At 62.5% G+C, this 22656-nt stretch carries 20 protein-coding genes; 7 read left to right on the forward strand and 13 right to left on the reverse strand.

Features of this window, described 5'->3' with window-relative positions; translation table 11 throughout:
* The first annotated feature begins 143 nt into the window (after window positions 1–143).
* Entirely contained in the window at window positions 144–1424 is a 1281-nt protein-coding gene (locus IRI77_RS10650) for a histidine-type phosphatase (RefSeq protein ID WP_194452050.1), read from the forward strand.
* Window positions 1425–1433: 9 nt separating this feature from the next.
* Here IRI77_RS10650 and IRI77_RS10655 read toward each other — a convergent pair whose 3' ends face one another.
* On the reverse strand, window positions 1434–4148 hold the full coding sequence (locus IRI77_RS10655; protein ID WP_194452051.1) for a TonB-dependent receptor: 2715 nt from the start codon (window positions 4146–4148) through the stop codon (window positions 1434–1436).
* A 509-nt stretch (window positions 4149–4657) separates the two neighbouring features.
* Here IRI77_RS10655 and IRI77_RS10660 point away from each other — a divergent pair.
* Window positions 4658–6124 (forward strand): M20 family peptidase, encoded by a 1467-nt coding sequence (locus IRI77_RS10660; protein WP_194452052.1) that lies wholly within the window; start codon window positions 4658–4660, stop codon window positions 6122–6124.
* Between the two features lie 81 nt (window positions 6125–6205).
* Here IRI77_RS10660 and IRI77_RS10665 read toward each other — a convergent pair whose 3' ends face one another.
* From IRI77_RS10665 to IRI77_RS10695, 7 genes are all read right to left on the reverse strand, one after another.
* Window positions 6206–6934: an esterase family protein gene (locus IRI77_RS10665; RefSeq protein ID WP_194452053.1), complete on the reverse strand. Its 729-nt coding sequence runs from the start codon at window positions 6932–6934 to the stop codon at window positions 6206–6208.
* 37 nt (window positions 6935–6971) lie between these two features.
* Window positions 6972–7577, reverse strand: a complete 606-nt coding sequence (locus IRI77_RS10670) for a GDSL-type esterase/lipase family protein (protein WP_194452054.1) — start codon at window positions 7575–7577, stop codon at window positions 6972–6974.
* Entirely contained in the window at window positions 7564–7779 is a 216-nt protein-coding gene (locus IRI77_RS10675) for a hypothetical protein (RefSeq protein WP_194452055.1), read from the reverse strand. Before IRI77_RS10675 ends, IRI77_RS10670 begins: the two co-directional genes overlap by 14 nt.
* 228 nt (window positions 7780–8007) lie before the next feature.
* Window positions 8008–8967 (reverse strand): NF038122 family metalloprotease, encoded by a 960-nt coding sequence (locus IRI77_RS10680; protein WP_194452056.1) that lies wholly within the window; start codon window positions 8965–8967, stop codon window positions 8008–8010.
* A 2604-nt stretch (window positions 8968–11571) separates the two neighbouring features.
* Window positions 11572–12300: a class I SAM-dependent methyltransferase gene (locus IRI77_RS10685; RefSeq protein ID WP_194452057.1), complete on the reverse strand. Its 729-nt coding sequence runs from the start codon at window positions 12298–12300 to the stop codon at window positions 11572–11574.
* Between the two features lie 64 nt (window positions 12301–12364).
* The gene (locus IRI77_RS10690) at window positions 12365–13171 is read right to left on the reverse strand and encodes a M28 family metallopeptidase (RefSeq protein WP_194452058.1); all 807 of its coding nucleotides are present in this window, start codon (window positions 13169–13171) and stop codon (window positions 12365–12367) included.
* A 452-nt stretch (window positions 13172–13623) separates the two neighbouring features.
* On the reverse strand, window positions 13624–14301 hold the full coding sequence (locus IRI77_RS10695; protein WP_194452059.1) for a hypothetical protein: 678 nt from the start codon (window positions 14299–14301) through the stop codon (window positions 13624–13626).
* 164 nt (window positions 14302–14465) lie between these two features.
* Here IRI77_RS10695 and IRI77_RS10700 point away from each other — a divergent pair, with 164 nt between their 5' ends.
* On the forward strand, window positions 14466–15365 hold the full coding sequence (locus IRI77_RS10700) for an ABC transporter ATP-binding protein (protein ID WP_228486678.1): 900 nt from the start codon (window positions 14466–14468) through the stop codon (window positions 15363–15365).
* A 5-nt stretch (window positions 15366–15370) separates the two neighbouring features.
* Window positions 15371–16126, forward strand: coding sequence for an ABC transporter permease (locus IRI77_RS10705; protein WP_194452061.1), 756 nt, complete (start codon window positions 15371–15373; stop codon window positions 16124–16126).
* Here the strand turns inward: IRI77_RS10705 and rfbD are convergent.
* Together rfbD and IRI77_RS10715 are read right to left on the reverse strand one after the other, a co-directional pair.
* A complete protein-coding gene (gene rfbD, locus IRI77_RS10710; protein WP_194452062.1) occupies window positions 16123–17001 on the reverse strand; it encodes a dTDP-4-dehydrorhamnose reductase in 879 nt (292 codons plus the stop codon). The two genes, IRI77_RS10705 and rfbD, sit on opposite strands and share 4 nt — an antisense overlap.
* Window positions 17002–17292: 291 nt before the next feature.
* Window positions 17293–17670, reverse strand: coding sequence for a PilZ domain-containing protein (locus tag IRI77_RS10715; RefSeq protein WP_194452063.1), 378 nt, complete (start codon window positions 17668–17670; stop codon window positions 17293–17295).
* A gap of 336 nt (window positions 17671–18006) precedes the next feature.
* On the opposite strand from IRI77_RS10715, the gene IRI77_RS10720 reads away from it, so the two are divergent.
* Window positions 18007–18570 carry a hypothetical protein gene (locus IRI77_RS10720; protein WP_194452064.1) on the forward strand — a complete coding sequence of 188 codons (564 nt, stop codon included), beginning with the start codon at window positions 18007–18009 and terminating at the stop codon, window positions 18568–18570.
* 2 nt (window positions 18571–18572) lie between these two features.
* Here the strand turns inward: IRI77_RS10720 and IRI77_RS10725 are convergent, their stop codons facing one another.
* Together IRI77_RS10725 and IRI77_RS10730 are read right to left on the reverse strand one after the other, a co-directional pair.
* Window positions 18573–18914 (reverse strand): hypothetical protein, encoded by a 342-nt coding sequence (locus IRI77_RS10725; RefSeq protein ID WP_194452065.1) that lies wholly within the window; start codon window positions 18912–18914, stop codon window positions 18573–18575.
* A gap of 29 nt (window positions 18915–18943) precedes the next feature.
* The gene (locus IRI77_RS10730) at window positions 18944–19879 is read right to left on the reverse strand and encodes a LysR family transcriptional regulator (RefSeq protein ID WP_194452066.1); all 936 of its coding nucleotides are present in this window, start codon (window positions 19877–19879) and stop codon (window positions 18944–18946) included.
* Window positions 19880–20049: 170 nt separating this feature from the next.
* On the opposite strand from IRI77_RS10730, the gene IRI77_RS10735 reads away from it, so the two are divergent.
* Both IRI77_RS10735 and IRI77_RS10740 read left to right on the forward strand, forming a co-directional pair.
* The gene (locus tag IRI77_RS10735) at window positions 20050–21150 is read left to right on the forward strand and encodes a TIGR03790 family protein (RefSeq protein ID WP_194452067.1); all 1101 of its coding nucleotides are present in this window, start codon (window positions 20050–20052) and stop codon (window positions 21148–21150) included.
* A 43-nt stretch (window positions 21151–21193) separates the two neighbouring features.
* A complete protein-coding gene (locus IRI77_RS10740) occupies window positions 21194–21826 on the forward strand; it encodes a Rossmann-fold NAD(P)-binding domain-containing protein (RefSeq protein WP_194452068.1) in 633 nt (210 codons plus the stop codon).
* 24 nt (window positions 21827–21850) lie between these two features.
* Here the strand turns inward: IRI77_RS10740 and IRI77_RS10745 are convergent, their stop codons facing one another.
* Window positions 21851–22627, reverse strand: a complete 777-nt coding sequence (locus IRI77_RS10745) for a tyrosine-protein phosphatase (protein WP_194452069.1) — start codon at window positions 22625–22627, stop codon at window positions 21851–21853.
* Window positions 22628–22656 lie beyond the last annotated feature (29 nt).

The following is a 22656-nucleotide window of genomic DNA, read 5'->3' on the forward strand; positions in this document are numbered from 1 at the left end:
GGAACCCACGGCCGGCCAGCTTCTTATTGTTGCGGCGTCCCCCGCCCGGCACGCCCCGGCAACAGGCTTCCATCACGAATTCGCCATCTACTTCCTGCCCTGTCCACAAGCCGCGGCCTGCCGCGCCCCCTTCCGGAGTCCCCATGTCAAAGCAGCAGTTTAGAATCCTGAGCATCTTGGTCTGTGCCTCCGCCCTGGCCGCCACGGCCCAACAGGAGGCAGCGCCCCCTGATCTCCGCTATGCGATCGTCGTCACCCGGCACGGCGTGCGCGCCCCGAGTTGGACGCCCGCGCAGCTCAACCAGTATTCCGCCCAGCCCTGGCCGAAGTGGGATGTCCAGCCTTCGGAACTCACGCCCCACGGCTACCTGCTGATGCGGCAGTTCGGCGCCTACTACCGCGCCTACTTCGGAGCGCAGGGCCTGCTGCCCACGGAAGGCTGCGCGCACACCGCCAGCCTGGGCATCTGGGCGGACACCGATCAAAGAACCCTGGAAACCGGGCGTGCGCTCGCCGAGGGTCTGGCGCCCGGCTGCGGGCTCAAAACCGGTTCCGAAAGCAAAGACGCGCAGGACCCGCTCTTCAATCCGTTCGGCATGACGCCCGGCAAACCCGACCGCGAACTCGCCCTGGGCGCGGTGCTCGGCCGCATCGCCGGCAACCCGGCCGCCCTGCTGCAGGCCCACGCCCCGGCGTTCGCTGAGATGCAACACATCCTATCCGGCGCCGGCCGCCCCCGCTTGTCCCTCGATGAACCCATTACGGTGAAGGCGGGCAAAGGAGACAACGTCGTCGATGTGACAGGGGCGCTGCGCACCGCGTCCACGCTCACAGAGAATCTCCTGCTTGTCTACACCGATGGACGCACGGGATCCGACCTGGGATGGGGCCGGCTCAACGCCGATAATCTCCAGCAGGTGCTCACCCTGCATACCGCCTATGCGGACTTGGCTCGCAGAACACCCTACCTCGCCAGCATTCGCGGCTCCAACCTGCTCTTCCATATCGCCGCATCGCTGCAGCAGGCCGCCGACGCGAAGCCGGTCCAGGGCGCGTTGGGCAGTGCACACGCCAGGGTCCTCTTCCTGGTCGGCCACGACACGAATCTCTCCAACTTATCCGGACTGCTGCGCCTGAACTGGGTCCTGCCCGGCTACGCGCCGGACGACACGCCCCCCGGTGGAGCGCTGGTCTTTGAGCTGCGCCGACGGGGCAACGAGCCGGCCCGTGTGCGGGTCTTCTACACCGTGCAGAGCCTCGACCAGATGCACGCGGCTCAGCCGCTGACCCTCCAATCTCCGCCGCTGCGCGCGCCTTTATTCCTTCCCGGCTGCAGCACAGCAGGCGAAGGCTACGAGTGCTCCTGGACAGCGTTCCGCCGCCTGGCGGAAGCAGCCATCGATCCACAGTTTGTGGTGCGCTGAGGCCGCGAATCAGAAGTTGATCTTCAAGCCGGCGATGGCCCAGATCTTGTACCGCTCCTCCTGGATCGGACGATTCGAGTCCGTGCCCAGGTATACCCGGTAAGGTTCGTTGCCCAGGTTGAGCAGATCGATGAACACCCGCAGGTGCTTGGTCAACCGCTGGCTCACGGAGAAGTCGATCTCCAGCCGGTTGTCCAGCCAGTTGTCATCCTTGGCCGTGCCGCCTACGGCAAACAGGTATTGCCCCTGGTAGTTGAAGGAAACACGCGTCGACAGCCCCTTCTTCTCGTAGGAGAGGGAGGCGTTGCCCATGTGCTTCGCCTGGCCCGGCAGCACGAAGTTGCCGCGGGGCAGCGTCGCGCTGGAGTGGACGTAGGTGTAGTTGGCATAGACCCCGAACCCGTTCAGCGCGCCCGGCAGGAAATCCAGCCGCCTCACCAGCGAAGTCTCGAATCCATACAGGTTCGCCGTGTCGCCATTGATCGGCTGGCTGACACGATAGATGTCGCCGCCAATCGTCTGCTGCAGCGTCGTGTTGTAGATGTAGTTGCCCAGGTTCTTATAGAAGAACCCCGCTGACGCGACGCCCACCGTCTTGAAGTAGTGTTCGAGGGACAGATCCACGTTGTTGGACGTCGTCACCTTCAGGTCGGAGTTGCCGCGGGAGATGGTCAGGGCCGAGGGATCCTGCAGCACAAACGGAGCCAGGTCGTTGTAGTTGGGCCGGGCCAGGGTCCGCGAGAACGAGGCGCGCAGCACGGTGTCCGTGGCAACCTCATGGCGCAGATGCAGGCCCGGCAGCACGTTCAGGTAGGTCCTGTTGCCGCTGGCCAGCGTGCGGGATTGCACCTTGCCGGTCGAATCCAACTGATACACAGGAGCCCCGTAGGCGACGTCGGAGAGTTCAAACCGGACGCCCGGAACCAGCGTCGTGCGCTCGCCGATCTGGATCTCTTCCATTGCGTAGGCGCCCGTTACCCGCTCGTGGGCCGTATAGTTGCCCGCATCTCCAGTGGCCCCGATCGTGTCCACCAGCGTCCCGCCGTGGCTCAGCCCGCGCAGCTTGTCCTTGTCGGGAAACAGCGTGCCAAAGCCCGAATAGCGCCCGCCCAGGAAATTGTCGGCAGGCGCGTAGCTGCCGCTGGCGTAATCCGTCAGCTTCAGGGTGACCCCCTTCGCCGGCGTCTGCGTGAGAGTATCGACTTCGCGGGACCGGTCCGCGTCTCGCACCTTGAACCCGAACTTCAGCACCGCGCCCGTGAAGCCGCCAAAGCGTGTCGGCGCCATCACGTCCACTCCGCCGGAGGCGTTGCGCTCCCGGCCGCGATCGTTCTGGATGGCCGCCTGGATGAAGTTGAAATTCGCCAGGTTCTCATTCTGTGGATTCGCCTGGATGTTGTTGGGATCGATGGAAGTCGCAGTCACGTTCGGGGCGAAGGTGACGCCGGTTTGACGGAAGGTCCCTTCCAGCCGGTAGGGCGTATCCAGGTTCGCCTTGGAGTAAGCGGTGCGGTACGAGAGGAACCACCCGTTCGGCAGTACGTGGTTGCCGCCTCCGCTGATCGCCAGTTGCGTGGAATCGTGGTAGCGGTCGCGCAGCAACCGCTCCAGGCGGCCGCTGCTCACAATCTGGCGATAGCGGTGCCGCTGTTCACTGTCTTCATACTCTGTCCGCAATCCACGCACGAACAAGGTGGAGTTCGCGTTCGGACGGAAGTCCAGGTCACCCGTGCCGCCCACTCGGGTCCTGGTCAGCGTGTAGTCGCGCAGATCCAGGCCGGCCAACGCCGAGTTGTTGTAGCTGGGCTCCAGATCCTGCGACCCGCGATTGTTCTGGTAGAAATTGGCCGAACCGATGAACCCCAGCTTCTGGTGCATCAGGCGCTGGCCGTAGGTGCCGTTATAGTCCTTGATGTCCTGCCCCACCAGCGTGTTGAAGCCCGAAGCGATCGTCAGGCCCACCTGAGGCACCGCCGGAGCGCGCTTCGTCACCAGATTCACTCGCCCGCCAATTGAGTCCGCCTCCATGTCCGGCGTCAGGACTTTCGTGACCTCAATCGCACCCATCAGGTCCGCCGGAATCGTGTCCAGGGGAATCTGCCGGGTCGTGTTCTCGGTCGTGCCGATCCGCTCACCGTTGATGGTCGTGGCGCTCAGTCGGGGCTCCGTCCCGCGGATCAACACGTAGCGGCCTTCCCCCTGGTCCCTCTGCACAATGATGCCGGGAATACGCTGAGTTGCCTCGGCGGCATTGGGGTCGGGGAAACTGCCGATCTGGTCCGCGGCCACAACGTTCACCAGGTTAAGCGAGTTCTTCTGATCGTTCAGCGCGCGCGCCTGGCCCTCCAGGATCGGCTCCCCCACCACGGTCATCGAGCTCTTCATCGTCGCGCCCAGCGCCACATTCAGATTCTCGGTCCGGCCCGCGGCAACAGTCACTTCCTCCGTCTTGCTGTCCAGCCCGAGGTAGGTCACCGTGACCTTGATCTTGCCCGCGGGGATCCCCAGCAGTGCATACTGTCCGGATTCATCGGTGGTGGTCTTGATGGACCGCCCCTCAATCGCCACATCCGCTCCCGCCAGGGCGGTGCCTCTCGACTGTTCAGTGACCGTCCCGGCGATACTGCCGGTTTGTGCGTTGGCGGGCTGCCCGGCTGCTGCAAGTGCGGCGCCAAGGCAGAGGAGAAGTTTGAGGCAACTGGGAGCGAGTGAACGGAGAAACATGACACTTCATTGGAATCGGGAAGCCATTACACATCGATTACAATGAGACTGCCGAGCTATGAAAAAAATATCCTCATCTGATTAGAAAGTAGCGGCCAGCTCGGGTTTTGCCAGTTGACTAAGCTGCATTAATCTCTGATGCATCGTTCGATAGGAAAAGTGGAACGCAATGCAATATTCGGCCAATGATCGCGGGCTACGCACGCTGTGGGCAAACATCCGCCGGGGCGTCTCTACGGGTGTTGCGACCTTCGAGGCTGGTGCGAATCAGTATCCTGGACACATGGGTCATGCCGTCAGCCTGACGCAATCGCCGCAAATAACTGACCTGGGCCAAATGGTCGCCAGACATTCACTGAATGTTCTCAATTTCGTAACTTTATGGGATTACCTTGAATCACGCAGCGCAAGAGCAATTCACTTCTTGTGCGTCGCCCTGTCAGGGAGCTTCCGCCAGTTGAGGGATCCTCAACGGCGCAATCCTCTCGTCCCCACTACGGCGGAAAGCGGTGACTAAGCGAATCGGCCTCCTCGGCGTCCCGGTCGTGTGTGCCGTTCTGGCCCTGGCCATCGGCCGGACGGCCTTGCTCAAGTCCAGGCAGGTTCGGCCGGCCGGAACACCCGCGCTCACGACGCTCGACACTTCTTCGGCGCCCGCCCATCTCGCTGGAGCCATCCGCATTCCCACGATTTCCTTCGACGATCCCGCCAAGATCGACGGCAGCCAACTCCTGCGGCTCCATCGCTACTTGCGCGAGACCTATCCCAGGACCCACGCAGCTCTGTCCGTCGAAGTGGTCAACCAGTACAGCCTGCTCTACCGCTGGGACGGGGCCTCGCCGGACGCGCCCCCGATCCTCCTGCTGGGGCATCTGGACGTAGTGCCTGCCGGAGAGGGCGGGCCCTCACACGGGTGGTCTGTCCCTCCGTTCGAAGGCCGGATCCAGGATGGCGTGGTCTGGGGGCGCGGCGCCCTCGACGACAAAGTGAACATCATCGGGATTCTCGAGGCGGCGGAGTTGTTGCTGGCCCGAGGTTTCAAACCTCGTCGAACCGTCTACTTCGCCTTTGGCCATGACGAGGAACTGACAGGCACCGGCGCACAGGCCATCGCTACCTTGTTGCGGACCCGCGGCGTCCGGCCGGAATTGGTCCTGGACGAGGGCGGTCTCCTGGCGAGCGGACTCCTGCCCGGCGTCGCTGCGCCGGTCGCGGCGGTAGCCATTGGCGAGAAAGGCTATCTCGACCTGGAACTGCTGGTGGAAGGGGAGGGCGGCCACTCCAGTGCTCCTTCCGCCCACACCACGGTGGGCATCCTGAGCCAGGCCATCACGCGGCTCGAGGCTCATCCACTGCCTGCCCGTCTGTCGGGTGCGGCGCGCCAGACCTTCGACTACGCCGCGCCTGAGATGTCCTTCCCCATGCGCTTCATCATGGGCAACTTATGGCTGACGAGTCCGCTGGTGACCAGCATCATGAAGAACAATCCGTCCAGCGCCGCTCAACTGCGGACCACCGGAGCCGCCACCGTCATCGAAGGCAGCCCTAAGCCGAACATGCTGCCACAGCGCGCCCGGGCCGTTGTGAACTTCAGGCTTCTCCCCGGAGACTCCGCCGGCATGGTGCTGCAGCACGTGTCTGATGTCGTTGCCGACCCAAGGGTGAAGCTCCGCATTCTCGAAAGCCACGAGGCGCCGCCATTGGCCGATCCCGCTGACCCGGCGGCGAAGCTGCTGCAGGCTTCCCTCGGCCGGGTCTATCCGGAAGCAGTCTTTGTGCCTGTGCTGTCCAGCGGGTCTACTGACGCACGGCACTACCAGGCCCTCACCCGGAATCTCCTGCGGTTCAGCCCGATTCCCGCCACGGGCGAGACCCTGCAGCAGATGCACGGCACCAATGAGCGGATTCCGGCGGCCGATTTCCGGCGCGCCGTCCAGTTCTACGCGCAATTCATCCAGGATGCCGGTGCCTATTAGGAAAGTGCGGGGCAGGCTGGCGTGGCCCAACACGGCGCAGGCACGGGCTCGCCTGCAGTCCACGGGGCATCGCATGAGCTGTCAGATATAGAGCGGAACCATCTGCCGCCAGTATCGCGCCCGGTGCGCCTCACCATTCCAAACCTCCAGTTGATGCGAAACGCCCTTGCCCCACAGGTCCCGGCTCAGCGCCTGATTGCTGGAGTAGAACGGATCCGCGTCACCCACAGCCAGCACGATCTCAACGCGCCGCAGCCGATGGATATAGGCCTGATCCGTGAGATTGGGCAGGAAGTGATTCGGTGTGTGGAAGTAGATGTCTTCGTCGTAGTAGCCGTCGAACAGATCAGGGAACGTGCCCGCGGGTTTGGTGAGATCGTAGCGTCCGCTTAGGGCGACGACCTTGCCGAAGAGCTCCGGATGGCGGAAGGCGATGTTGATGGCGTGGTACGCGCCGACGCTGCAACCATGCCCGATCAGGAACGGCGACGGGTTGCGCCACTGCGTGAAGGGCACCACCTCGCGGAGGATGTACTCCTCATACTGCTTGTGTCTGGCGATGCGAGTCGGTGGAGGGGACCAGCGGCCATACAGACTCTCCGAGTCGATGCTATCTACGCAGAAAAGCTGCAGCCAGCCGTTGGAGAGGTGATGCTGCAACGCAGCGACGAGCCCCCAGTTCTCATAGTCGAAGAACCGGCCCTCCCTGGTTGGGAAGATCAGCACCCGGGCGCCCGCATGGCCGAAAACCAGCAACTCCATCTCGCGCTGGAGCCGCGTGCTGAACCATTTGTGATACTCCCGGTTCATCCCCGGACCAGGGTAGTTGGTCCGTATGAATCGGCTGCTAGCCCCTGGTGAATATCCTGTGGCGGTATGGTTCGAGCACCTCCAGCCACAACAGATACCCGGCGCGGTTCATGTGAAGTCCGTCTTCCAGGAACAACTCGCGGCGCGGAACGCCTTTGCTGTCCAGCATCGGTGGAAAGACATCGATCATATAGGCGTCAGGAATCCGCTCAATCTCCTCGCGTATCCAGGCATTCGTCAGCCGGATCCGGTCCAGGATGTCGACCCGCGCCGGACTGGGCTTAATCGAAATAAACCCGAACGGCATCCCTCGGGCCAACCGCGCTACTTTGCCCGCAAGCTCCACGAAGGATTGCAGCACCTCTTCCGGCTTGCGGCCGTCTCCAAGATCGTTGTCTCCCGCATACACGACCAGGGACGCAGGGTCCAGCGGCGTGATCAGCCGGTCAAAGAAATGGACACACGCCGCCAGGGTGGAGCCCCCAAATGCCAGGTTCAGCGTGTCAGGCTCTCCCAGATCAGACGCGAGTGAGTCCCAAAGCCGGAGACTGGAACTGCCATAAAAGACTACTGGATGCAGGGGTGAGCGCTGGGGCTTTCTCGCTTGTTCCAGCGCCCGCACTTCGGCTTCATACCATTCCATGGACTTTCCACTCTAGCAATGCGCGGACCTCAGCCACGCGCAGGCCACCGGAGGCCAGGCGGCCCTCCTTGCGGCCATGGGTGCCCAGGATGGGGCGGGGATCCTGGGCATCGACGGCGTTTGCGGCCAAGCGAGCCAGGTAGTCCACGAGGAGCCAGTCCTGCAGGGAAGAAAGGGGGGAGAACGGGTCGTTCCCGATCACAGGTCCGGAATCCGTTTATTGAGGGATCGGACTTGGCTGCGGATAGGTGGGGTTCAATGCAAATATCGGCCTGCTCGAAATCCTCATCGGGCCGCCCGGCGGTGTTCAGGATGGACCTCCGCGCCCCATCGCGCCTGCCCGGGGAAAACAAACGGGGCTGATCGCTCAGCCCCGTTCATTCACATTGAACCCTTCACGCTGGCTCATCCCTGGCAGAGCCGGGGATCTTTACTGGTTGCCACGCCGCCGGCGCGCGATCACGAGGAACACACCGCCCAGCCCGAGCATCGCGAACGTGCTGGGTTCCGGTACCGCCGAGGGTGCCACGTTATAACCGATGGCATCCAGGAACGTCTCCTCGGCCAGGCCGTTGTTCAGCCGGATATCGGGGGTACTGAACGCGTCCTGCACGCTCGGAGACGGCGAACCGTTGAAGTCTTGCCGGTCGCCGCCATCACTGACGTTATAATTCGCTAGCAGCGTAACCCCATTATTGATCGAGAAATAGGCTGGTTGATTCGGATCGGAAGTGAAAGTGCGCACCCCCGGTGCGGAGAAGCGGAACAGGTCGGCGGTCTGGATCGGGCCGGAGGGGACAGTCACCGGACTGTTCGGCACTCCATTCAGGGCGGTCAAAAAGCCCATCACTTCGTTGAGTTCATGATAAGTGACCTGAAGCAGATCATAGGACCCCGGAATCATTGCGCCGGACCGGTCAAGGGTCATCAAGCCCACATTGAGATCGACACTGGCGTCCCACGGCACGGCAAGATTGCCTTCGGAGAATCCCAACGCTCGAAGCAGCGGCAGGGAAAGGTCCATGTCGGTATTACCGTTTACGGGGTTGGCGGCCGTCCCGGGCAGCGTGCTCAGCACGGTCGCGTCGTTGGCCGACGTACCCGTACTGGCCAAAGCGGAACGGTAAGCAGCGTAGGTGATGGTGTTGCTGTAGGAGTTTGTGGTGCCCAGGCCCGTCGTCCCTGCATGGAACTCGATATTCACCGTCACCGCATTCGGGCTTTGGAACTTCGTCGAATAGTAATTCAGGGCGGTGTTGATTGTGGACTGAAACTTGCCATAATCCCCCGCGCTCAATCCGGCATCGTTGAAGTAGGCCGCATTCCAACTGATGGCGGCTCCGGCGGCAGGCGCGGCGAGCGCGCAACTCAAAACCGCCAAGGAAATCATCAAGCGCACTCTTCCGGCCCGATGAAAGGCTTCCTGCCGGTTAGGCAGCTGCATATTGGTCACTCCGATACAAAAGTGTAAACGGGTGTGCGTAAACATCGGCGCACTGCCCGTCACGCCATTGTACACGCTGTCGTACATTTGGGGGTTCTCTTGCGGAACTCTAAATTGAATCCCGAGCAAATCTTTCGATAACTTGCAAGAATCGAGCCCGCCGGATTTGAATCGGTTCGGTCAATGGAATGGTGTTGGGGCATTGGAGGTGGCCTGACTCGGGGTATTGGGGACGGCCGGACTCGGCCCCCCGCCAGTTGTCCGCTCGTGATCCAGGCCATTTCTGCCATGTTTCCTGCCATTGGTCAGATGGTGATCGGCGATGCCGTACCAATCTGAACCTGCCACCAAGACGCGCGCCAGCCTGCGCTTGTCGTCCTGCTGGTGTCGGGTAGGCTCCTTCCGCGCCTGTCGGCGGCCGGGGGTTCACCCGAAATACGTCTTCCGCAAAGGGTTGCTCCGCAAACGTGGGCGTGCGGAGGACCTGGCAGTCTGATTCTGTCACTGGCGCCCCAAAGAGGAGTCGCCCATTCTCGACGCCTCTGAAACGCCCGAAGAAGTCCGTATCGAGGACGCGGCGCCAGCCGTGACCGCCGAAATGGGCTTCCGCGCTGGACCCTTCGTAGTCCACTGGCTGTTGCACCAAGCCAGCGCGGTTCGGGTTGGACTCCACATAATGGAGGGCCGTCTACTGGTTGGACAATGCCCTAGGACGGGAGAAAAACCGGCTCTGCCAAGGTGGCCGTAGCGCATGCGGCGGGCATCGAAGTACTGAGCGGACAGGCCGTAGACACGACGCAACAGGTCAGCCAGGGAATCGGCTTCCGGCGGCATAGCGATCAGGTATTCGAGCGCGGAAGCGCGAGGTGGCGCCGCACGAAACGGGTGGCTGGAGCGTGTGGTCGAAGGGTCTTGCCAATATCATTCGGTGCCGGGAAACTGGGCGAGCCTCCACCGGTTTCGTGAACGGATCTGACGCCTCTCGTGGCATGCGCTGAAACGGCGCAGGCAGAAATACCGAATAAGCGCAGAACGAATGACTCGGCTCTTTCAACATTGGTTGCCCCGGCCCCGGTCATACCATCCCTATCCCGAGGTTAGCTTTGAGCCAGGCATCCGAGGTGGGAGCCGTATACGGCATTACCGCCCGTACGCATATGTAGGGGGCCGTCGGTGATGGCCGTCCCCGCCGCGACGGTTTCCTTTTCCCAGTTGAGTCTATCTCAACTTCTGCGCAGCAAGCCACGACTTTGTGACTCACAAGGCTATTTGAGCGTTTGCCAGGCCGCTGGGCGCAGATTCACAATGACAGCTGCCCGGGTAAGTGAATGGCGGAACAGATCCCCGTGAAGTGGTGGGACTCTTCGGGAGAGTGGCCCGGACCCAACGTCATTTCGGCTGAGAATCCGAGGTGGCGCCATATCACCTTCGGGCTGATGGATCTTGGTTTGATCTCAATTTCGCCATCCCGTGTGAGGTCCTTCTTTTTAGCGCCTTAAGTCAAGCTAAGCGAGTCGGATTTGTGACGGCTGCTTTGAGACTGTCCGACACCATGATTTCCGGCACGCCGTAGAAGAACTCCCGGGTACGGATGTGTGAGCCGATCGAGTCGGCGAGCCTCTGAGAAGCGGCGGCCTCAACGAAGGTGTTGGTGGAGTCGCGACGCACGGCAACGAAGACGGCGGCCTCGGTGACCACACCAGTGATGCGGTCGTGGATGGCTATTGTGAAAGGCCCCAGCCTGACCCGACCAAGCTCGTAAGCAATTGAACGAACAGAGCTTACAGACAGCTCCGAACACTTCTCGAGGGTTTTGGCATATGCTGACTGGAGCCGGCTGGTCGCCTTGCAAGACGCATAAGTGACGTGGCGTCAACACCATGCCGCCTACCCAGTTCAAGCAATTGGACCCAGGCCAGCCTGATTCCAACCATCAAGAGTGCCACTGGAACGCATCAAGCCAAACGCGGCGCAGGCCACTGCAAGCCCCTGGATCTGCCCCTCCGAGGCCGAAACAAACGGGCGGGCAGGAGCCACACGCCCCCCCGCCCAAACCCATCCCGCGTCCGTCTGCTGCACGTCAACAGGGAGCCGCACGTCCTTCGCCGTTTTTCGAGCGTCTCGTTCGTGCAGAGGGGCTGTTGTTGGATCTCTCACCGCCCACCCCCTCTGCGGCCTGCGGCCGAAGCGGGGTCGCCGGCCTGCAACCGAATGCGCGACAGGACCCAAGGTTGGAGGCGTGCAACGCCGTCTCAGTCGTCCAGTCACGGTTCTCAAGAACCTTGATCTCTTAACCGTCCCCACGGTTCGACTTTTTTTCGCTATTCCCTTTCAATCACTTGCAGGCCGATTCGCCTCCAGAGCGAGGCAGGAGGGACTAGAATGGCCACGCCGGATCCAGGGGTCTCCCCGCATCCTGCTGATCTTTGACTCTCGAATCTCCGTACCTCCGCCGGAGGGCTCTTTCTTTAATGAGTGGAAACGGCCGGGAATCCTTTGATTTTGAGGGATCAAAGCCATCTCATCCCCTTTTCATCGCCTCCTTGCCGCTCAGAGCCCGGGCTTGGACGCCGTGAGGAGCGTAGTGGCGGCCACCGGATTCCCCCACCAGAATCGCCAGCCCAACCGTTGGCGCCGTACCTCCAACGCCCCCAGGTTCCGCAAGGCATCCGCATAGGTCCGGGTAGCCCGGATATCGGCGATCACCATCCGGCCTCCGGGTTTGATCACCCGGTAGCCTTCCGCGATCGCCCGCCGGCGGTCGGCATCCGATCGAATGTTGTGGATCGCCAGGCTCGAAACCACGAGGTCAAAGGTCGCATCCGGAAAAGGAAGGTTCCGCATGTCCCCCGTCTCGATCTGCACCCGGTCGCTCACGCCTTCCAGCGAAGCGTTTCGCAGCGTGACGTCCTTGCTGTTGCCCGACTGGTCCTTCGTACTCCAGATATCCACACCGGTCACCCGGCCTGTGGTCAACCTGCGAGCCACGGCGACCAGTACCGCGCCGCGGCCACAACCTAAATCGAGCACTCTCTCGCCGCCATGCAGCTCAACACGCTCCAGAATGCGTTCCCACTCCCGGAACTTGCCATGCCGAGTGGTGTAGTAAAAGCTGGCGCTGTTGATCAGGAACAGCACGAAATACAGCGTGATCGGCCCCGCGGCATGCGGCGGCATGCGCCACCAGGCGACGGCCGCGCCCACACCGCTGACAGCCGCCAGACTTCCAAAAATCGCCAAGGCACAAGGGGCGTCGTAACCATAATCTCCGCGTGGCATCGCGATCGAGATGCTACCACGGCCGGATGTGGCGATTGGAAGCGGGAGTCCAGGAACGCCCGTCCTACGGCAACGTCTGGTCCAGGTAGCGAATGAGGGCTGAGATGAGACGATGCGTGTCGTAGTAGTCTTTCCACGACACGGCCGACCACACATCCCGGCTGCCGTTGATGACGTTCCAGGTCTCCTGCGTGACCGAATGCAGGCAGAGGACCGGAATGTGATTGTCCTTGAAGGGTTGGGAGTCCGTCGTGCCGACCCCCTCGACGTTGACGCCCCGGAAGTCGAGCTTCAGAGCCTGGGCGACCTTGAAGGCATCCTGGACGAGTTCCTTCGTGGAGCCGTTCACCCAGCATTTGGTCGACGTGAGTCCGATTGAGTCGATGATGATGACCGCCGCAATCCGGCTGCGCTCGTCCTTGGGAATCGACTTCACGTAGGTTTTGGAGCCGTACAGTCCCTTTTCTTCCGCGGCGAAACCAATGAATTCGAAGTCGTGCCGGGGTTTGGCGCGGCCCGCGAATTCATACAGAGAGGGCAGCAGCACGGCACCGGACCAGTTATCGATGATGCCGTCGCCGCCTACGGCATCAAAGTGTGCGCCGACGATAATCTTGCGGGGGCGGTCTCCAGAACCGGGCAGCCCGCAGATCAGATTGGGCTCCTTCGAGCCACCCACTTTTTGTTCACGGAGAGAGTCGCCAGCACAGCCGGACTGGGAAAAGAGTGTTTTGAGGCGCTGATAACGTTCCGGGTTTTTGGGGTGGGCGAGGCGCAGGCGTTCCTGGAGTACGCCTTCCTTAATAGTGTAAAACTCAACGCTTTGCGCACCGGCCGACGCCGCGAGCAATATCAGCAGAAGCAGACGCATTTATCTCATGATAACGCTGAGGCGAGCCGGTTTTCCTGAGAATGGGAACAGGAATGTGCCCGGGCTGGACCGCAGTACGTGGGACGGCGGCCCCCCTGGTCGACCACCAGGAGGCTCATCGCCACCCACCCACCCGCCTGACTCTCAAGAGAGTCACGACTGGCCCTCCGGCCGCCGACGCGAAACAAGCGGCAACGAACCCCGACCGTCAGGGAGGGGTCGCCACCCCGTCACGAACCGCCACTGGCAGGAAGCGGGCCGCAGCCCCCTACGCGCCTTCTCTGAAGTGGTTTCTCGCCACGGCGGCGAAGGGGAGAGCATCCCGCAGTTTTGTGGGATCAAAGCTATCTCTTCCCGTCTTCATCCACCAGTCAGTAGCAGCAGGCCCACATCCCATCTTCACCGCCATGCGGTCCCCATGGCGGGACCAGACGCAGGGTTCCGCCCGAACCCTACGCCTGATCCCGCGAGACGCCGCTGCGCGCCTCTGTCCGCACGGTGAGAGGTTGCGCCAGTCTGAAATTGACTAGCGCCTCCGACGGCAAACGTACCTGCTTACGCCCCGTTAAGGCCGCACCTACGGTACCTGCCGCCGCCCCGGCGCCGGCTCCGATCAGCGCCCCGCCGCCGCCCGCGGCAAGGCCTCCGATCAATGCTCCGGCGCCGGATCCTCCTCCGATCATGGCCCAGTTCCTTTTCTTGTGACCCCCGCTATACCGCGTAGCCGGGTTCGACGTCACGTTGTATGTCTTGCCATTCCACTCCAGGCTGGTCATCGCCAGGGAGATCACGGCGTTGCCTTTGAACCGGCCGGAAGATGCACTCCGTTTGACCAGGCCCGTGACGTTCGCGCCCTCGGGGATCACCGTTTGCTGATTCACCACCACCGGCGCCACCAGCACGCCCGTGAAACGGTCGCCAGGACGGTTCCGATCCGTCGTAATCGCGTGATCCAGGCGAACCGCCAGTTTGGTTCCGGGCTGCACCGTCACCAGCGTGAACTCCGGCTTTTGCGCCACCGGAGCGGGGGGCCGCGAAGCTGCCTCGGCCGTCGTCGCTGAGGGATCGCAACCCGTGAACAGCAGGGAGGCGCTCAGTGCGGCACAGGCAAACAAAGGCTTCTTTCTCATGGCACAGACCCTAATGCAGGAACCTGGCCATTGTGGATCTCAATTTGGTTTCTTCGAGTTACGGCGCCTGCTCCGCACTGGCCCGGTAACTCTTACCAATCCGCAAATCGGCCAAGCCGGGAATAATTCGCCAATTCGCCCGTCTTGCGATTTAGATGCACGAAATGGTGATTGAAACGAGTGGCCTCTCCCGCCGCTTTGGCGACCGGCTGGTGGTCGACTCGCTGAGCCTGCAAGTCCCGGCAGGCTCGGTATATGGCTTCCTCGGACCCAACGGCGCCGGGAAGACGACTACGATCCGCATGCTGCTGGGCTTGCTCCGAGGCCATGGCGGAGAGATCCGGATCTTCGGGGCATCCCTGGAACAGCAACGGCTGGCCGTCCTGCGCCGCATCGGAGCCCTGGTCGAGGCGCCGTCCCTTTACCCGCATCTCACCGGCGCCGAGAACCTGCGCCACGCCTGTCTCCTCAAACAAACCCCGGCGAGCGACCTAGCCCGCGTGTTGGACATCGTCGGCCTCTCCAGCGACGGCGCCCGTCAGGTCAAGACCTACTCCCTGGGCATGAAGCAAAGGCTGGGCCTCGCCGTGGCCCTGCTGGGCCGGCCCGAGTTGATCATCCTCGACGAACCCACCAACGGTCTCGATCCCGCCGGCATCCAGGAGATGCGGCACCTGCTCAGGGATATGCCGGTCGCCCATGGCGTCTCGGTCTTCCTCTCCAGCCACCTGCTCAGCGAGGTGGACCAGATTGCCACGCACATCGGCATCATCGCCGCCGGCAAACTGCAATTCCAGGGCTCGCCCGAGGAGCTCCGCGCACGCCGCCAGGCCGCGCTGCGCATCGGACTCGACCGCCCCGAGATCGCGGCGGAGCTTCTCCGTCAGCAAGGCTGGCCCGCCGTGACCCGGGAACAGAACGCCGTGGAACTCCCAGCCATGGACCGCGACTCCACTGTCCAGATCAACCGCTTCCTCGTCGAGCGCGGCTTCGCCGTCTACCTCATCAACAACCATCAACCCACCCTGGAAGAGATGTTCTTCGACTTGACCCAGCCGGCCTGAATCCCATGACCATCTTTCTGCGCACCTTTGCCGCCGAGCTCCTGAAACTGCGCCGCACCCTTGCCTTCTGGCTGGTCTTCCTGGCGCCGGGCCTGATCCTGGCCCTGGAGTTCCTGATGTTCCACGAGCGCGTCGACTTCTTCGCGAAGAAGCAGCAGCCGCTCTGGGACCTTCTGCACCGCAACTCGTTCAGCCTGTGGGGCGTGCTCATGCTGCCGCTGTATGTCACGCTGCAGACCGCGCTGCTGGCGGGGCTGGAACATTCAGAAGATCGCTGGCGCAGCCTGCTCGCCATGCCGGTGCCCCGCTGGGCCATCTACTGGTCGAAGCTCATCATTCCCTGCCTGATGGTCGTGGTCAGTTCGCTGTTCCTCACCGCCGGCGCCTTGCTCAATGGCGTGGTGCTCCGGGCGCTCGAACCCCGCCTGCTCTTCCCCGATCCCATCCCGTACGCGCTGTTCTTCCACGACGCCGGGCTCACCATCCTGGCTTCCCTGCTGGTCGTCACCATCCACCATTTCATCAGCCTTCGCCTGCGGAGCTTTGCCGCTGCCACTGGGGTCGGGGTCTCCGCCACCATCATCAGCTTCATCCTGATCAATTCCGACAAGTATGGCCGGCTCTGGCCCTGGTGCCTGCCCGCGCGCCTGCTCGTGACCAGGCCCGGCACTACGCACGACGTGCTGGTCTATTCGATCGTGGGGGCTATCGTTGTGTCCCTGGCCGGCACCTGGGAGTTCTCACGCCGCGAGATCCGCTAGCTGGCCAGCATCCGTTGACGCAGTTGGAGATAGCTGCGAACCGCCGTCTCCAGCGAAGGCATCGGCTCGATCCCCAGCGACTCCATCTTCGCGTTGGATAGCGGCGAGAACTTCGGCCGGCGCGCCGGCGTCCGGTACTCGCGCTCCGTCGTCGGCTTCAATTCCGGAGTCAACCCGGCCTCGCGGAAGATCAGTTCCGCGTAACGGTACCAGGAGATCGGCGTGCCGCCGCCGCAATGGATCACGCCGCTGACGCCCTTTTCCACCATGTCCACGGTCCGCGCCGCCAGCGCGGGGGCATAGGTCGGGCTGGCGACGTGGTCTTCCACGACACGGATCGTCTTCCCTTCCCCGGCCATCCGGAGCATCAGCTCAATGAAGTTGCCGCGTGCGGTCCGCAGGCCGCCGGGACCGAAAACGCCCGACGTGCGGATCACCAACGGGTTCGGCAGATACGCCTGGGCGTAGAGTTCTCCGGCCAGCTTGGAAACGGCATACGCGCCCAGCGGGTGCGTGGCGTCCGTCTCAACATACGGCCTATCCGACGTGCCATCAAAGACATAGTCGGTGGAAAAGTGAACCAGTTGGGCGCCGCACTGACGCGAGGCCAGGGCCAGGTTCCGAACCGCCAGGCCATTCGCCTGAAACGCGGCATACGGCTCGTTCTCTGCGACGTCCACCATATTATAGGCGGCCGCATTCACCACGATTTCCGGATCCACCGAGGCAACCGCCTCCTCCACCGCCGGCGCGGACGTAATGTCAACGTGACTGCGCTCCCACCCCGAGACCTTCGCGCCGCGGGCACTGAACTCCCGCATAAGCTCCACACCGAGCTGGCCGGCACAACCGAAAATGGCTACCTTCTTCTGCATCTGAGAGGTAATATAGCGCGATTCCCTGTGGAGGCGGGCAGTTCGAGCCGATAGGAGAATCACCAGGGAATCCACGATGCAGCAGCCCGTCAGGCGGCCAATCTTGAGATCTTCGTCACATTTTCGCCGCCCCCGGCAACTAAAGGCGTTTTCTGGAGATCACGTTGCAACTTTGATACACTTTGCTTACGTCTGAGTCAATGGAGAAGATTCCAATGCGAACCCTGATTCAAACAGGATTCCGGCGAAGCCGTCGGGCCAACCGGGTAGGCCTTGCATTGCTCTTGGCTCTCAGCGCCGCGCTTTTGATTTCGGTTCTGGCCGGGATTCGAAGCCTCGGGTCGAGCTGACAGATTCCGCCAGGAGCGACTGCATCAACCAGTGCAGGTCGTTCAGCGCGTGCACAGCGTGCTCCAGGACGAGCCCTGCCTGAAATCCGCCATCTACCTGCCGGCAATAGGCCACCTCTCCCAGGTAGAGACAATCCTCCAAGACGAGCTTCACACACGCCCCGGTCGGCAACTTTCTGTCGATCAGCACCTTCGCTCCGTTCCCGGAGAGATTCTGCACTTCCGCGGCTACATTCACATCCGCCTCCCCCAGGACCGTCAAGGTTGTCTTGATAGCCACGGCGAGACGAGGGGACTGGCGGCGTTCCATGCCTGCCATATCGGCCAGCGGACTCTTTTATTGAGGGGGAGACGAGCAAGCGGCGTTGAGGTGCCTGCCAAAAGAAATCGTCCGGGGCGATGCTCGGGGTGACCGTTGGCCACCACCTATCCGCTCCGCCAAAGTGTGGGCAACTGGCGGTATCGGCAAGACATAAAGCCTTGGCTCGCCCCGGACTAAATGTGCAGGCGCATTAGCCTAGTAGGCTAAGTATCGGCGATACACCTCAACTAAGTACTCCCCGCAAATGGGGGTGCTCCGAGGGTATTAAGGGGGTAATCAGTCCACAAAGGTCCTGCTAGCCGAATGGCGACAAACTCCGCCAAGGCGTGCATAATGAAGGCGATGGTGGTCCCGGCGGCAATGTCCAACCAGGCGCGTATCTCTTACCCCTCCGGCAACCTGGAGGTCTCCCTGCCCTCCCGTAAGAACTGGTTCATCCTGATCTTCCTCGGAATGTGGATGCTCGGCTGGGCGGTAGGCGAGTTGGGTGTGATTGGGCTGCTTTTCAGCGGCATCGTCCAGGGGCCGGCTCCGCCCATCATCCTGGCGTGGCTCGTCATGTGGACCATCGGCGGGGTGCTGGCGCTGGCCTTCCTGCTGTGGGGTCTCATCGGCCGCGAGGTCGTCACCATCCGCGACAACGCGCTGATCATCCGCCGGCAGATCGGGCGATTTGGGTTCGACCGTCGATTTGAACTGGCCAAGGTCCGCAATTTGCGCGGCGCCGCGTGGATCACCGATGCGGGCGGAGTCATCGGCTCCATTGGACGCTTCAGCGGAGCCGGTACCATCGTCTTTGATTGCGGAGGCTTCACCCACCGCTTCGGCGCTGGTTTGGGGCCGGAGGAAGCTGTCCGGATTGTGGAAGTTCTAGTCCCGCACTGCGTCTGGCGGTAAGCTCAGCGGACGGTCGCCAAGAGCCATAGCGCGAAGCCGATCGCCCCGCAGACGGCGATCTCCGCGGCCAGCCGCAACGAATAGGCCTTCTTCGCGGCGGGCTTGGCGGGCAGTTCCTGCTGCTTCGCGTGTTCCCGCTCCTCGATGATCCGGCGCAGATAGTCACGCCCGGCTTCGTCCGCAATGACGACGGTCTGGCATTCCTTGCTGTCGAGCGCACGCACGCACCGTGCGCGCAGGACGGCAGGCATGTCGTCCAACGTGTCGAATACTTCCGTACCTTCCCGTGTGGAGGTCAGCACCACGGAGAGGTGCCACGTCCTGGGTTCGCCGGCTTCCTTCATTGCAATACCTGATCGTTATCTATCTAATATCATCGCGGACCGCCGGGCGCCACCCCCGCAAACTGTGAAGCTTCCGGATGCGGCACATTCGCCCGGTTCATGACGGTCTGGATGAACCCTAACCCAGCTTTCGACAGAGCCTTGTCTTTTCTGTAGACCAGGCCCAGACGCCGCATCACCGGATCGGGGGCGAGCGACACCGCTTTGAACTGGCCGGCCACCACGCCTTCCTGGAAATGCGAGGCCGCCATGAACGATAAACCCATGCCCGCCAGCACGAAGCGCTTGATCATCTCGGTGGAGTCCAGCTCCATCGAGATCTGGATCAGGTCTTCCACCGGCTCCAACCACTGGTTCATTTTGCTGCGCGTCGCGCCGCCCTTCGGCAGCAGCAGCGGATAGGGCACCACGTCCTGGCAACTGACCGCGGGCAGCGCCGCCAGCGGATGATCCGCCGGAGTCAGCAGCTTGATCTCGTCGGTGTAGACCTGCAATACCTGCAGCTTCTTGTCCTGCACGGGCAACTGCGCGAACCCGAAGTCGGCCAGGTTGTCCAGGACCGCCTCGGTCACGTGGCCGCCGTAGCTGCGGTCTACGAGAAGCTGCACGTTGGGAAACCGCTTCTTGTACTCCGAAAACACGTTCGGCAGTACGTAGATGCAAGTGGCTTCGTTGGCCGCAATTACCAGCTCGCCGCGTGGTACGCGTTCCAGTTCATTGATCGAGTTCTGCGCCCGGCGGCGCAGGTCGAGAATCTGTTCAGCATAATCGCAAAAGATACGCCCGGCCGGAGTGAGTTGAATGCGCGTACCCAGCCGCTCGAAGAGCGAGGTGTTCAGCTCCTGCTCGAGCTGGCGGATTTGCGCACTGATTGCCGGCTGCGTGCGGAAACACGTCTGCGCAGCCTTGGAAAAACTCTTCAGGCGGACAATCTCCAGGAACGTGTGGAGTTGGTCTAGATCCATTCGGGGGCTCGTCTGAAGGGCGCCTGCAAATTGGAATGCAACTTGCAGGGGTGATCATACCATATTACCATCGAGATGGGGATGTTTAGCTCGGCCTCACTTCGAATACAAGTCCCCCGCGAACGCGCTGTCCTCCATTCCACGACTTCCGGCTCGCTGATATTCCTGCAATGACTCTACCGACAGCGACGCGGCTGTTCGTCCTTCTCTCCGCGGCTGCCGGCGCGTGCGGTGCCCTGACCCCGGCGGATGTGCTGATTCTCGGCAACCGCAACTCCTCGGTCTCGAAGTCGATCACCGAGTACTACGCCCGCCAGCGAGGCATTCCGAAAGACCAGGTTCTGCTGTTGGGCATGCCGGTAGCCGAGGAGATCTCGCGGGCCGAATACGACAGCCACATCGCGGGACCGATGGCCTCGTTCCTGCGCAAGCGCAAGTGGGAGGACCGCATTCTCGTGATCGTCACCACGTCCGGCGTCCCTTTGAAGATCAAAGGCTCGCAGGGCCCCACTGGCACGGCGGCGTCGGTGGATTCGGAACTCGCCGCGCTCTACGGCGACCTGAAGGGCACTCCGCACCCGATACCGGGCCCCATGCCGAATCCGTTCTACGGCAGCGACCGCCCGTTCTCGCACCCGGAGTTCCCGCTCTACCTGGTGACCCGTTTGACCGGCTACACCTTTCAGGACGTGCGCGGGCTGATCGATCGCGCCCTGCGGGCCCGCAATCGCGGCATCGTCGTCCTCGACCAGCACTATCCCGGCATGGAGCTCGGGGACAACTGGCTGTTCCGCGCCACGCTCCACCTGCCCAAGGACCGCGTGCTGCATGAAGAAACGGAAAACGTGGTCTATGGAGCCAAGTTCGTCATCGGCTACGCCAGTTGGGGCTCGAACGACAAAAAGCGCCATGAGCGCGACGTGAAGTTCGAATACCTGCCGGGGGCCATCGTGACGGAGTTCGTCTCGACCGACGGGCGGACGTTCCAGGAGCCCCCCGCCAGTTGGGTGCCAGGCGGGTCGTGGGAAAACCGGGCCGACCACTTCGCCGGCTCACCGCAGACCTTGTCGGCCGACTTCATCCGGCAGGGCGCCACCGGCGTTTCCGGCCACGTCTACGAGCCCTACCTTCAGCAGACGCCGCACCCGGAGGTGCTCTTCCCTGCCTACCTCTCCGGCAAAACCCTGGCCGAGAGCTTCTGGTCGTCCATCCCCGTGCTGAGCTGGATGAACATCGTCGTGGGCGACCCGCTGTGCCGCCTGGCGCCCTAAACCGGCAATGCCTTCCCTGCGTTGCAGGGTATCCTTTCTGAATATGTCGCGAAACGTCGCTGTGCTGGCCGGCTCCACCGGGCTTACCGGGAGATACCTGCGGGAAGTACTGGAAGAGGATGCCTTTTACGATGGGGTCCAGGCGTTGACGCGCCAGGATCGGCTGGAATCCCTGGAAGCGAGCCAGCTCCCCGGAGCGACGCACCTCTTCTGCTGCCTGGGCACGACGATTAAGGCGGCAGGGAGCAAGGCTGCCCTCCGGCAAGTGGATTTCGACTATGTCGTACGCTTTGCCAAGGCCGGACGCGAAGCCGGAGCCACGCGCCTGATGGTGGTCTCCAGCGTCGGGGCCAATGCCCGCTCGGGCACGTTCTATTTGAAGGTGAAGGGCGAAATGGAAGAGGCGCTCGCCGGGATGGGCTTCGAGGCCCTGCACATTTTCCGGCCGGGCGTGCTGATGGGGAGCCGACCGGACGCTCGCCCGCGTGAACTGTGGGGCATTCGCCTGCTGCGTGCCGTGGAATGGGCGATGGGGGGCAGCTTGCGAAAGTACCGGCCCATGCCCGTGGGCGTCCTCGCCTCGGCGATGGCCGTCGCGGGCGAACGCGGAGCCACCGGTCAGCACATCCACCACTTCGATGAAATCTACGGATTGGCGGGCGGCGGCGCGTGGTAACCCGCGGATATCGTACTTAAGCCGCTACTTTTTAAAGACGCGCGACCAGAAGCCGGTCTTCCTTGGTTTCGCGGGCGGAGGAAAGTCCTTGAGGTCAAGCGCCTCGCCGCGCACCGCCGCCGCCGGATGCTCAATAAACAGCAGTTCCGCCAGGCGTGGAGAGTAGTTCTCGCAGATCCAGTGAAAGGCGACATCCAGGCGCGGGGGACGGCCGCGCAGGTCGTGCGCGTCCGACGCGATGAAGTGGACCAGCCCCAGGTCGAGCAACTGCTTGGCGAACTCCTCAGCCTTCTTGCCGAACAGGCCCAGCAGCGACTGCCCGGTCACCTGCATGTACCGCCCTTGGGCCACCCACTCCTGCACCAGTTCGAGCCGCTGCCGGAGCAGAGGATTCCGCTCTGGATGGGTCAGGATGATCTTCATCCCCGCATCTTCCAACTGGGTCCAGAGGGACCCGGTGTTGGGAAAGATGGTGATGTCGGAGAGCTCCATTAAGAGGTAGCCCTTCTGGTTGATGGTGTACTTCATCGGCTCGCGCAGCGCGGCCTCGATGTTGTCGAACATCAGGTGGAAGTCGCAGCCTCGCACCAGTTGGATGCCGGGGCCGGCCAGCGCCCGCGCCTCCGCCAACAACTCCTCGACGCGCGCGGCGTCATAGGTATACTGCGTATCGGCGTGGGGGGAAGCGACCAGAATCGTGGTGCCATGGGCCCTGGCCATGCGGATCATCTCGACGGTCTCATCCATCGATTTCGAACCATCGTCAATGCCCGGTAGTACGTGGGAGTGAATATCGACCATGCTGCGAGTTCTTTCATTGTAGGGGATGC

The sequence above is a fragment of the Paludibaculum fermentans genome (genome assembly GCF_015277775.1).
Lineage (GTDB): Bacteria > Acidobacteriota > Terriglobia > Bryobacterales > Bryobacteraceae > Paludibaculum > Paludibaculum fermentans.

Excerpts from the sequence above, each read along its gene's own strand:
- IRI77_RS10650 (WP_194452050.1), top strand. The coding sequence starts at position 144 with ATGTCAAAGCAGCAGTTTAGAATCCTGAGCATCTTGGTCTGTGCCTCC.
- IRI77_RS10655 (WP_194452051.1), bottom strand. The coding sequence starts at position 4,148 with ATGTTTCTCCGTTCACTCGCTCCCAGTTGCCTCAAACTTCTCCTCTGC.
- IRI77_RS10665 (WP_194452053.1), bottom strand. The coding sequence starts at position 6,934 with ATGAACCGGGAGTATCACAAATGGTTCAGCACGCGGCTCCAGCGCGAG.
- IRI77_RS10670 (WP_194452054.1), bottom strand. The coding sequence starts at position 7,577 with ATGGAATGGTATGAAGCCGAAGTGCGGGCGCTGGAACAAGCGAGAAAG.
- IRI77_RS10680 (WP_194452056.1), bottom strand. The coding sequence starts at position 8,967 with ATGATTTCCTTGGCGGTTTTGAGTTGCGCGCTCGCCGCGCCTGCCGCC.
- IRI77_RS10685 (WP_194452057.1), bottom strand. The coding sequence starts at position 12,300 with ATGCCACGCGGAGATTATGGTTACGACGCCCCTTGTGCCTTGGCGATT.
- IRI77_RS10690 (WP_194452058.1), bottom strand. The coding sequence starts at position 13,171 with ATGCGTCTGCTTCTGCTGATATTGCTCGCGGCGTCGGCCGGTGCGCAA.
- IRI77_RS10695 (WP_194452059.1), bottom strand. The coding sequence starts at position 14,301 with ATGAGAAAGAAGCCTTTGTTTGCCTGTGCCGCACTGAGCGCCTCCCTG.
- IRI77_RS10700 (WP_228486678.1), top strand. The coding sequence starts at position 14,466 with ATGGTGATTGAAACGAGTGGCCTCTCCCGCCGCTTTGGCGACCGGCTG.
- IRI77_RS10705 (WP_194452061.1), top strand. The coding sequence starts at position 15,371 with ATGACCATCTTTCTGCGCACCTTTGCCGCCGAGCTCCTGAAACTGCGC.
- rfbD (WP_194452062.1), bottom strand. The coding sequence starts at position 17,001 with ATGCAGAAGAAGGTAGCCATTTTCGGTTGTGCCGGCCAGCTCGGTGTG.
- IRI77_RS10715 (WP_194452063.1), bottom strand. The coding sequence starts at position 17,670 with ATGGCAGGCATGGAACGCCGCCAGTCCCCTCGTCTCGCCGTGGCTATC.
- IRI77_RS10720 (WP_194452064.1), top strand. The coding sequence starts at position 18,007 with ATGAAGGCGATGGTGGTCCCGGCGGCAATGTCCAACCAGGCGCGTATC.
- IRI77_RS10725 (WP_194452065.1), bottom strand. The coding sequence starts at position 18,914 with ATGAAGGAAGCCGGCGAACCCAGGACGTGGCACCTCTCCGTGGTGCTG.
- IRI77_RS10730 (WP_194452066.1), bottom strand. The coding sequence starts at position 19,879 with ATGGATCTAGACCAACTCCACACGTTCCTGGAGATTGTCCGCCTGAAG.
- IRI77_RS10735 (WP_194452067.1), top strand. The coding sequence starts at position 20,050 with ATGACTCTACCGACAGCGACGCGGCTGTTCGTCCTTCTCTCCGCGGCT.
- IRI77_RS10740 (WP_194452068.1), top strand. The coding sequence starts at position 21,194 with ATGTCGCGAAACGTCGCTGTGCTGGCCGGCTCCACCGGGCTTACCGGG.
- IRI77_RS10745 (WP_194452069.1), bottom strand. The coding sequence starts at position 22,627 with ATGGTCGATATTCACTCCCACGTACTACCGGGCATTGACGATGGTTCG.